Raw genomic sequence first — 9,796 nt, 5'->3', positions numbered from 1 at the left:
GATAACACGACAAGTAGTCTGACGCCGGGGGTAAGCGCGGGCCGAAAGGTTGCCACGGGTCGCTTGCTGCCGATGGCCGACAGGCAGGGGGCGGCCAGGAGCGCTCCTTGGCCGCTTGCGTACCTCGGATAGCAGAGCGTCCGCTTCGCCCATTTACCTACCGATTGATCAATCACCACCCCCTTGCCACCGCTGGATGCAAACACTTCGCCTGAAGATGCTGTATCGTGAATGCCTCCGCCTTTGCACTGAGCCCACGATCTCCGTAGAGATGCCTTAGATGACCCCACTCCACCGCAATCCAGCTTTCTACCAGCTCCTAACCGATAGTTACGCCCGGGTGCTTGGTCTCCCCCTGGTGCCGCAGGCCATGCCCGTGGTCGAAGCTAGCGAATGGCTCTATGAGAGTGCACCGTTCGCAGTACTTGCGCACAACACCGATCCCGACCCGCTCTTTATTTATGGCAATAAGGCCGCGCAGCGCCGCTTTGAATATAGCTGGGATGAAATCACCCGACTGCCGTCCCGGCTCTCAGCTGAGGCCCCGAATCGCGAGGAGCGGCAGCAGTTCCTCGAACGCGTGCAGCGGCTCGGCTATGAGGCAGGCTACAAGGGCGTGCGTGTCACCAAGTCAGGCCAGCGCTTCATGATCGAAGAAGCAACACTGTGGCAACTTCTCGATGCGGAAGGCAAATTGCACGGCCAGGCAGTTGTTATCCCGCGCACGCGCGACATTTGATCGCGCATACCAACCGCTTATGTACGTGCCCTACGGAGGTAACTGCGAGGGGGAGCGAAGCTAAAGTGGTGGCGTCGAACAGCTGCGGGAACTTACATGTCAGATCCGCCCATTCGCGCGAACTTCCGCAATGGCCGAAGTCCGGCCCGGGCACCAGTCAATGGCAACGGGTCGTTGCCCCTCCGGAACCCCCGTTTGCCGGGCAACTTGCCGAATGTTTCAGAAGGGTCGACATCTGCCGATGGCGTGCGGCTGTGAGCGTTCACCGGCTGACGTTCCCCATCAAACTGTCGGCCCACGTTCTTGCCGACCATCGGAGTGCGAGCGTTGCCACTTGCGGCGGGCTTCGATAATACCGTCGTTGAGTTTGATGCTTGATGGTGCAGGGGGGACACCTGCTTGTCTTGCCAGCGCCTCTTTCGCGTGCCGTTATCAAGTCCGTCTCGGGTCGTGTAGCCTTCGCTGCAATAAACGCGTGAATCGTGTAAGGTGCGGCGCGGTGATATGCCATTGCGGCGTATGCCATTTGTCAGCTAAGCGTACCGGATCGCGCCAGGCTTAGGTGCCACGGAATGCTGCTTGAGTGGATCGCGATCAAAGGACTGGAAAGCATCATGAGCAACAGAGATACCAATGCGGCCGTCTCAGACGGCAGTGCGCGTCGTCGCAGCGTCGTTGCTGGACTCGTCTACGTGTTCGAGCAGGTCATGCCCGACCCGTTCGTCCTTGCAATTGGCTTGACCGTCGTTGTGACCTTGCTGGCCGTGGTGTTCGCGCCGCACGCGTCGTTGCCGGTGATCCTGACCTCATGGTACGGCGGCACCTTCAACATTCTCGGCTTCGCGCTGCAGATGATTCTGATTCTGGCGACCGGGTACGCGATCGCCGACGCACCGCTCGTCCAGCGCGGCTTGCGGGCAATGGCTGCCAGAGTACATTCGCCGACTCGCGCCGCGCTGTTGGTCTTCCCGATCGTCGCGGTGGCTGCGTGGCTCAACTGGGGGCTCGGCCTCGTTGTTGGCGCACTGCTGTCGCGAGAAATTGCCAAGCGTGTGAAAGTTGATTTTGCATGGCTCGTTGCGGGTAGCTACTCGGCGTGGTCTGTCTGCAATAGTGGCTTGTCCAGTTCCATTGCGTTATCGCAGGCATCGCATGGCAACGCATTAAACCTTGTCGAGAAAGCCACGGGGCAGGTAATTCCGCTGACTCAGACGGTGTTCGCGCCTTTCGTATTCATCCCAACCGTATTGGTTGTTGTCGTGATGACGGCGATCTTCATCAGGATGCATCCGAAGCAAGAGGATGTCGTCGCGTTCAATGAAGCTCAGCCGGAGCCTGCAGCCGCGGCAGAGGCAGATCCGCATGCACGGGGTGCGCAGGCATCGTCTTTCGCTGCGCGCGCTGAACGGTCAATGCTCGGTACGCTGCTCGTGCTGGCGTTGGGCGTCGGTTATCTGGCGATGACGTGGTACAGCAAGGGCTTCGAACTGGACATCAACACCACGATCCTGATCTTTTTGCTGTTGGGACTGGCGCTACAGCGCGCACCGATCGCGTACGCCGATGCGATTCGCCGCGCGGCGCGGCAGACCGGTTCGATGCTGCTTCAATATCCGATGTATGGCGGCATCATGGGCATCATGACAGGGACCGGCCTGGCGTCGACGATTGCCAAGACCTTCGTTGCGATCGCGACGCCGGTCACACTTCCTGTGTTGAGCTACTTCAGTTCGCTTATCATCACGCTGCTGATTCCGAGTGCGGGTGGGCACTGGGCTGTTCAGGGCCCCTTCGTCCTTCCCGCTGCGCTTAGCCTGCATGCTTCGGTTCCGCGCACGGCCATGGGAGTTGCCATGGCCGAAAACGTCTCGAACATGCTGCAACCGTTCTGGGCCGTACCCGTGGTGGCTATCGCTGGTATTCGCATTCAGCGGGTCATGGGTTACACGGCGATCACGTTTGCTGTATCCCTCGTCATCTATGCGGCGGCGCTTTGGCTGATTCCTTGATCCGGCCACGCGGATGTCGGCGGAAAAGCCTTTGAGACTATGCGTTTTTGCCTGCGGGCGTCTCCGCCTTAGCAGACTTCGCACCGATGCCCGTAGCGTTCGCGACGGCCCGGCGGCTTTCGCCGTGCCTCAGCTAAAGCTATCTGGGGAGAGCGACCCGGAAGCCAAGGGTAGAACAGTCTCAGGGGCCGTCCGCTCGCGGCTGCCGTCTACGCCCGGCGGTGACGTACCAAGGCGCGATCTCAGCATCTGCGGTTTTGCAAAGTAATACCCCTGAAACAGTTCGAAGCCGGCGCGCATGGCGGCGTCATGGTCTTCCGGTGTTTCGACTTTCTCGGCGATCGATACCTTCCCCTGCTGCCTGACGGCGCCGATCAGTTCGGCAAGGCACTCGCGCGGGCATCCTATGAAGTCGATCTTGACGATATCGACGCACGGCAGAAAGGCGAGCAGGCGCGGGGACACCTGCGAAACATCATCCAGTGCGACGCGGAAGCACGCGCGCCGCAGATCGTTGCAGTGCCTGAAGAGTGCTTCGTCGAACGTCACCGTTTCTAGGATCTCGAGCACGAAGCGTTCAGGCGGCAACAGCCGGACCGTGTCGGACATCAACGCCGCCCGGTCGACGTTCACATAGCCGGCGTGACTGCCCAGCGCGGCGTTAATCCCCACGTCACCGATCAGTCTCGTTATAACCTGCACCGTGGCAGCGGTTTCATCCGTGATCCGGGCGAGGTTGGCGGTCCCGGAGCGGAACAGCAATTCGAACGCGGTCAACGCTCCGCTGCGGTCAAGAATCGGCTGCCGTCCGAGGTAGACGTATTCAGCTTCGACCATTTTGCTGTTCGACGCGTCTTGACCATCGGTGATGACCGGCGACGGTATTCTTGCTTTCAATTGGACGTCTCCTTTTCCATTAACTCGCTGTCGATGCCGTTCGCCCAGGCGCCGGGCATGGTCCGATTGCGGTCGCGCGCTGCAGAGATCGTGACCGCAGCATGAGATGCAACGCAGGCACGGGCTGGCTTCCCTATCCGCAGGCAGGACGAAATGGCGAGGCTGCGGCTATCGTGGCCTGGACGGTCGCTGACCCAGTGCGGCGAGAATGGCATTAGTGAGGTCAAGCAGTGCCGAATGATATTCGGCGGGCAGGGCCACATCGTCCATCAGCGACATGGCTTCTTCAATGCCCTGCCGGAATGCCCCGGTGATCTCGATACGCTGCAACGTCGTGAGGTGGGGCAGGACGGCCTCCAGAAACTTGCCCAACACCATCGCCCGCGCGCCAAGAGCACCCATTTTCTTTGTGTTGGCCGCCATCAGTTCGACTACCTGGGCCAGCACATCGTCAGTATTGTTCAATTGTCAGACCCGCTCAGAATGTCTGCCAGTCCGCAGCGCCGGTATCTGCCGCGATCACGGTTCTCCTGTTCGCGGTAGTGAATGACGTCATTTCATCCGACGTTGCACGAGGGGGCGGGCGAACTGTCCGTGCCGGCCGACGCGGATGGCCCCTTATCGGCAATCGTGAAGGACGCCACCGCTTCACGTAGTGCCTGCGCCTGCTGGGCCATTGACTGCGCCGCGGTGGAGGCTTCTTCGACCAGCGCGGCGTTCTGCTGGGTCACTTCGTCCATCTGACTGACGGCCGTATTGACCTGTTCGATACCGGTGCTCTGTTCTTCAGACGCCGACGAGATTTCGCTCACGATGTCGGTCACGCGTCTCACCGCGTGGACGATTTCGTTGATCGTGCTTCCCGCTTCCTCCACGAGCTTCGAGCCGGCATCCACCCGGGTCAAGGACTCGCCGATCAGATCCTTGATTTCCTTGGCCGCCGTCGCACTGCGTTGGGCAAGCGTGCGGACCTCGGCCGCCACGACGGCAAACCCCCGGCCCTGTTCGCCGGCGCGCGAAGTTTTGTCGACTTCGTTGTTGCTCGCTATCGGGAGCCGGAGAGCTTCTGATAGCAGCCACCGTCGTCGCAAGGGCTTCGGTCGTTTGAGTACATGTTCAGGAGATAGCAAATTCAGACTCTGTGGGGTAGCTACCCAGGAGCGTAGCAATTTCCCCTTTGCCGAAACCCTAAGGTGTCGGCAGTTGTTCCAGGCTCGCGAACTCACTAAACGTGATTGTCGCGCTCGGCGAGCCGTCACGCGAGACCGAACATCTTGCGATGGAGCGAACTGCTCGCGGCGTTCCCGCTGCCTGGCGTCGTGCCGTGCGTGTCGTCGCATCGAGCTCACGGGGCGGACTTCCCCGTCGCTTATGCTTGGCGGCATGGTGCTCGGGTGCTTCTCGTTCGCGGTCACGCTCGCGCTCGCAGTGGCATCGGCGGTGCAGTACGGCACGCGCGCCACGGTCGAAACCAGGCCGCGCGTGCCGACTGAAGCGTAAGACGCGCTACTGCAACCCGCCGATCAGCCGCGCGAGAAACGCATCGCACGCGTCGAGCTGCGCGAGCGCGACGTATTCGTCCGGCTTGTGCGCGTCGTCGATGTCGCCGGGGCCGCAGACGAGCGTCGGCACCGCCAGACGCGTCGAAAACAGCCCGCCCTCGGTGCCGAACGCAACCTTGCGTTTGTGCGTGTCCGGCGGCAGCAGCGCTTCGAGAAAGCGCACCGCGTCGCTCGCGACATGCGTGTCGAGCCCCGGATACGCGTTCACTTCTTCGATGTCGGGAAGCGGCGTGTGGCCGTCGTGAGCGGCGCGCGCGCGTATGTGGTCGAGAATCGCATCGGCGCGATCGTTCGCGAGTGTGCGGATTTCGAAGTCGAGCGTGCACTCGTTCGGCACGATGTTCAGCGCCTTGCCGCCGTGAATCGTGCCGACGTGAATCGTCGAGTAGGGGACGTCGTAGCCGTCGTCGTACGCGCCGTGTTGCGCGAGCTGCTGCTGCGCTGCGCGCATCGCCGCGATCCAGTCGGTCGCGACGTGGATCGCGTTCCGATACTTGGGCGCGAGCGCCGAATGGCCTTCCTCGCCGCAGCAGACCGCGCGATATGCGGCCTTGCCCTTGTGACCGGTCGCGATCTGCATCATCGTCGGTTCGCCGACCACGCACAGTTCGGGCCGCACCGGCGCGGTCTCCAGCACGTCGATCAATCGCCGCACGCCGACGCAGCCAATTTCCTCGTCGTACGACAAGGCGAGTTGCAGCGGCTTTTTGAGCGTGCGTGTCGACGCATCGAGCATCGCGACTACCGCACACGCGACGAAGCCCTTCATGTCTGCGCTGCCGCGTCCGTACACACGACCGTCGCGAAACGTCGCTTCGAACGGCGGCATGGTCCACGGCTGGCCTTCGACGGGCACGACGTCGGTATGTCCTGACAGCATCACGCCGGGCACGTCCGCCGGCCCCGTGCTCGCGAACAGATTCGCGCAGTTGCCCGCATCGTCCTTGACAATCGTGCACGCGATGCCTGCCGCGCCGAGCACCCGCGCCACGTGCTCTATCAGCGCAAGATTCGGCGTGCGCGAAATCGTCGGAAAGGCGATCAACGCCTTCAGCAGTTCGGCGCTGCGGCTTAGCGTCATTCCGGCTTCACCGCGATCACGTCGATTTCGACGACCCATTCCGGGCGCGCTAGCGCCTGCACGACGATGCCAGTCGACACCGGGAACACGCCTTTGAGCCAGCGGCCCATTACGTTGTAGACGGCCTCGCGATAACGCGGATCGATGATGTACACCGTCACCTTGCAGATGTCTTCGAGCTTGCTGCCGCACTCGTCGAGCAGCATCTTGACGTTCGCCATCGCCTTCTCGGTTTGCGCGGAGACGTCGCCGATGCCGACCGACTCGCGCGTGTCGAGATCCTGGCCGATCTGGCCGCGCAAATAGATCGTATTGCCTGCGATCACGGCTTGGCACAAATCGTTGTCGAGCTTCTGTTCTGGATAGGTTTCGCGCGTGTTGAATTTGCGGATGCGGGTATGCGTGGTCATGTCGATATGAAAGTGCTGTCAGTGGTGAAGAATCTTTGAAAGGAAGCGCTTGGCGGCGGTGCTGGCGGCGTCCTGGAAGAACATGTCGGTCGGACTGTCTTCGATGATCGCGCCGTCCTCCATGAACACGACGCGATGCGCAACGCGGCGCGCGAAGCCCATCTCGTGCGTAACGACCATCATCGTCATGCCTTCGCGCGCGAGCTCGACCATCACGTCGAGCACTTCGTTGACCATTTCCGGATCGAGCGCCGACGTCGGTTCGTCGAACAGCATCGCCATCGGATCCATCGACAACGCGCGCGCGATGGCGACGCGCTGCTGCTGGCCGCCCGACAGTTGCGCCGGATACTTGTGCGCATGCGCCGACAAACCGACGCGATCGAGCAGCTCGCGTGCTTTCGTGCGCGCCTTGTCTTCGGCGCGACCCAGCACGATGCGCTGCGCGAGCGTCAGGTTGCGCGTCAGATCGAGGTGAGGGAACAGCTCGAAATGCTGGAACACCATGCCTACGCGGCTGCGCAGCCTCGGCAGATCCGTCGACTTCGCGGCGACCGACGTGCCATCGACGAGAATGTCGCCTTTCTGAACCGGCTCCAACGCATTGACCGTTTTAATCAGCGTTGATTTGCCCGAGCCCGAGGGCCCGCACACCACGACGATCTCGCCCTTGTTCACGTGCGTCGAACATTGCTTGAGCACGTGGTGCGTGCCGTACCACTTGTCGATGCCGCGAATGTCGATGATCGGCGTCGTCATTTGTCGACTCATTTATCAAAATACCCCGCGCGGATCGACGCGCCGATCAGATTGAGAATCAAACGACCCGCCGTCACGCACGAAATCAGATTCGCGTCGTCTTTCTCCGGCTGGATTTCGACGATGTCCATGCCGACCACGCGTCCCTTCTTCACCAGACCGTGGATCAGTTTGCGCGCCTGCACGAAGGTGACGCCGCCCGGCGCCGGACCCGCGACGGCCGGCATCACTGACGGATCGAGACCGTCGGCGTCGATCGTCAGATAGTAGTTGCCGCCGTCCGGAATGCGCGCGAGCACCGCATCCATGCCGATGTCGTGCAGCTCGTACGCGGTAACCAGTTCCGCGCCGTACGCACGCGCGGCGACGAGCTCCTCGGAACGGCCGCTGCCTTGCGCACGCAAGCCGATCTGGAAGATACGATCGACGTGCGTCATCTCCGACGCGCGGCGGATCGGACTCGACAGGCCTTCGCGCACGCCGTTCACTTCGTCGCGCCAGTCGAGGTGAGCATCGATATGCACGAGCGTGATCGGGCCTTTCGCGTCGAGGCCGCGCAGCACCGGCGTCGTGATGCCGTGATCGCCGCCGAGCACGATCGGCATCGCGCCGCCAGCGACGATGCGGCGCACGGCCGCTTCGGCGCGCGTGTAGTGCTCGCCGGGCCTCGCCAAGTCGGGAATCACGTCGCCGCAATCGACGAAACGGATATCGGTGCGGCCTTGCAGCAGCGGACCGTCGATGTCGAAGTCGTAGTGGTCTGGCTTGCGCGCGACGCGATCGGTCGCCTGACGAATCGCCGACGGCGCGTTAGTTTGATCGTTGCTGTAATCGGACGGCGCATACGGCGCGCCGTACGGCATGCCGAGCACGGCGATATCGGCTTTGAGGTTATCGATATCGAGATCGAGTTCCGAATACAGCAGAGTCGGGTGGCCGGTGCTTGGCGCAACGGTGTAGTGGCTCATTCGTGTGTCTCCAGATGAAAGGCGGGATGCGCGTCAAACGTGGCGCGTGCGGCGTCCGATTACCGTCTCCAGACGGCGGCCGACGCCAGCGAGAAGAACGCTGCAGATCCAGTAGATCAATGCCGTCGTGCCGAGCACTTCGGTATAGGCAAACGTGTTTGCGGTGAGCAGATTGCTCTGGTACGTCATCTCCGGCAGGCTCATCACCGAGAAGATCGCTGAGTCCTTGAACATCATGATCACGAGGCTCGTCGTCGGCGGTGTGATGAACCCGAACATCTGCGGCGCGATCACATGACGCTGCGCCTGCCAGAACGTCATGCCGAGCGAGAAGGCCGCATACGTCTGGCCGCGCGGCACGCTGCGCAGCGCGGCGCGCAGGATTTCGCAAAAGTAGCCGCCGGTGTAGAACGCCGTGCAGCCGATCGCGACCGTCATCGCCGATGCGCCCACGCCAAGCTTCGGCAAACCGAAGAACGACAGGTAGACGAGGATCAGATACGGAATGTTGCGCACCAACTCGACGTACGACAGCGCGACGGGCCGCAGCCACGTGCGCGACTGCGCCGCATACGCCGCGACGATGCCGGCCACGACGCCGAGCGGTATGCCGATCGCGCTGACGAGCGCGGTGACGCGCAAACCTTCGAGCAGCGGAGGAATCGCTTCACGGACGATCGAGAAATCAATGGCCATGGGGCAACATCCTCGAAACGCGGCGCTCGCATAGTCGCGAAGCGGCCGAGATCAGAAACAGGATCACGAAGTAGACGGCGGCGGTGATCGTGAACACCTGCAGCGGCAGATCGGTTTGCAACGTCGCGTTGCGCGCGACCGTGGCGAGTTCGGGCACCGCGATGATCGACATCAGCGACGACGCTTTCAGCAGGATCGTAAATTCGCTGGTGAGCGGCGGAATCGACCGGTAGATCATCTGCGGCAGCAGCACGTGACGCCAGACCTGCGCGGTGCGCATGCCCATCGCGTAGCCGGCGGCCCGCTGTCCCCACGAGATGGTGCCGAGCGCGCCGCGCAGAATCTCGACGATGTACGCACTGGTGTTGCACGCGAGTGCGGCAATGCCGGCGGTGATCGGCGAGACCGAAATATTGAGCAGTGCCGGCACCATGTAATACGCGATCAACATGTGTATCAGCGCCGGCGTGCCGCGGATCAGGCTAACCCACAGCACGACCAGCGAGCGCAGCGGCGCGATCGGCGAGATGCGCGCGAGCAGCAGCACGATGCCGAGCGCAACGCCGATCACGAACGCGCAGGCCGATGCGGCCAGCGTGAGCGCCGTGCCAGCGACGACGCCATCGAGGAACGGCGTGATCACGCCGCCTTTAGCGATCCAGTCGAACATGGCGG

12 protein-coding genes are annotated in these 9,796 nt (G+C 62.2%); 3 read left to right on the top strand and 9 right to left on the bottom strand.

Going from position 1 to position 9,796, the window contains the following annotated elements; all coding sequences use genetic code 11:
• Positions 1-280 precede the first annotated feature (280 nt).
• Together P0D89_RS17570 and P0D89_RS17565 are read left to right on the top strand one after the other, a co-directional pair.
• On the top strand, positions 281-739 hold the full coding sequence (locus tag P0D89_RS17570; RefSeq protein ID WP_408359126.1) for an MEKHLA domain-containing protein: 459 nt from the start codon (positions 281-283) through the stop codon (positions 737-739).
• Positions 740-1,353: 614 nt separating this feature from the next.
• Positions 1,354-2,748: a TIGR00366 family protein gene (locus tag P0D89_RS17565; RefSeq protein ID WP_408359128.1), complete on the top strand. Its 1,395-nt coding sequence runs from the start codon at positions 1,354-1,356 to the stop codon at positions 2,746-2,748.
• Positions 2,749-2,877: 129 nt separating this feature from the next.
• Here the strand turns inward: P0D89_RS17565 and P0D89_RS17560 are convergent, their stop codons facing one another.
• The 3 genes from P0D89_RS17560 to P0D89_RS17550 all read right to left on the bottom strand — a co-directional run bounded on the left by P0D89_RS17560 (position 2,878) and on the right by P0D89_RS17550 (position 4,628).
• Complete coding sequence (locus tag P0D89_RS17560) at positions 2,878-3,585, bottom strand: EAL and HDOD domain-containing protein (RefSeq protein WP_408359130.1); 708 nt, start codon at positions 3,583-3,585, stop codon at positions 2,878-2,880.
• Between the two features lie 228 nt (positions 3,586-3,813).
• Positions 3,814-4,110, bottom strand: coding sequence for a hypothetical protein (locus tag P0D89_RS17555; RefSeq protein ID WP_408359132.1), 297 nt, complete (start codon positions 4,108-4,110; stop codon positions 3,814-3,816).
• 92 nt (positions 4,111-4,202) lie between these two features.
• Complete coding sequence (locus tag P0D89_RS17550; protein ID WP_408359134.1) at positions 4,203-4,628, bottom strand: methyl-accepting chemotaxis protein; 426 nt, start codon at positions 4,626-4,628, stop codon at positions 4,203-4,205.
• Between the two features lie 388 nt (positions 4,629-5,016).
• Between P0D89_RS17550 and P0D89_RS17545 the strand changes: the two genes are divergently transcribed.
• A complete protein-coding gene (locus P0D89_RS17545; RefSeq protein WP_408359136.1) occupies positions 5,017-5,145 on the top strand; it encodes a hypothetical protein in 129 nt (42 codons plus the stop codon).
• 6 nt (positions 5,146-5,151) lie between these two features.
• Here P0D89_RS17545 and argE read toward each other — a convergent pair whose 3' ends face one another.
• From argE to P0D89_RS17515, 6 genes are read right to left on the bottom strand one after another with little or no spacing between them, the layout of a single operon-like run.
• A complete protein-coding gene (gene argE, locus P0D89_RS17540) occupies positions 5,152-6,288 on the bottom strand; it encodes an acetylornithine deacetylase (RefSeq protein WP_408359137.1) in 1,137 nt (378 codons plus the stop codon).
• Complete coding sequence (locus tag P0D89_RS17535) at positions 6,285-6,698, bottom strand: RidA family protein (RefSeq protein WP_408359139.1); 414 nt, start codon at positions 6,696-6,698, stop codon at positions 6,285-6,287. The genes argE and P0D89_RS17535 overlap by 4 nt, the downstream gene beginning before the upstream one ends.
• 18 nt (positions 6,699-6,716) lie before the next feature.
• Positions 6,717-7,457: an amino acid ABC transporter ATP-binding protein gene (locus P0D89_RS17530; protein ID WP_408359141.1), complete on the bottom strand. Its 741-nt coding sequence runs from the start codon at positions 7,455-7,457 to the stop codon at positions 6,717-6,719.
• Between the two features lie 8 nt (positions 7,458-7,465).
• Positions 7,466-8,425 (bottom strand): agmatinase, encoded by a 960-nt coding sequence (locus P0D89_RS17525; protein WP_408359143.1) that lies wholly within the window; start codon positions 8,423-8,425, stop codon positions 7,466-7,468.
• Positions 8,426-8,458: 33 nt separating this feature from the next.
• Positions 8,459-9,121 (bottom strand): amino acid ABC transporter permease, encoded by a 663-nt coding sequence (locus P0D89_RS17520; protein WP_408359145.1) that lies wholly within the window; start codon positions 9,119-9,121, stop codon positions 8,459-8,461.
• Entirely contained in the window at positions 9,111-9,791 is a 681-nt protein-coding gene (locus tag P0D89_RS17515; RefSeq protein ID WP_408359147.1) for an amino acid ABC transporter permease, read from the bottom strand. Before P0D89_RS17515 ends, P0D89_RS17520 begins: the two co-directional genes overlap by 11 nt.
• Between the last annotated feature and the right edge of the window lie 5 nt (positions 9,792-9,796).

It is taken from the genome of Paraburkholderia sp. RL18-085-BIA-A (assembly GCF_046027075.1).
GTDB lineage: Bacteria > Pseudomonadota > Gammaproteobacteria > Burkholderiales > Burkholderiaceae > Paraburkholderia.
The sequence above is the reverse complement of the archived record's forward strand: the minus strand, read 5'-3'. Positions and strand labels throughout refer to the sequence as shown.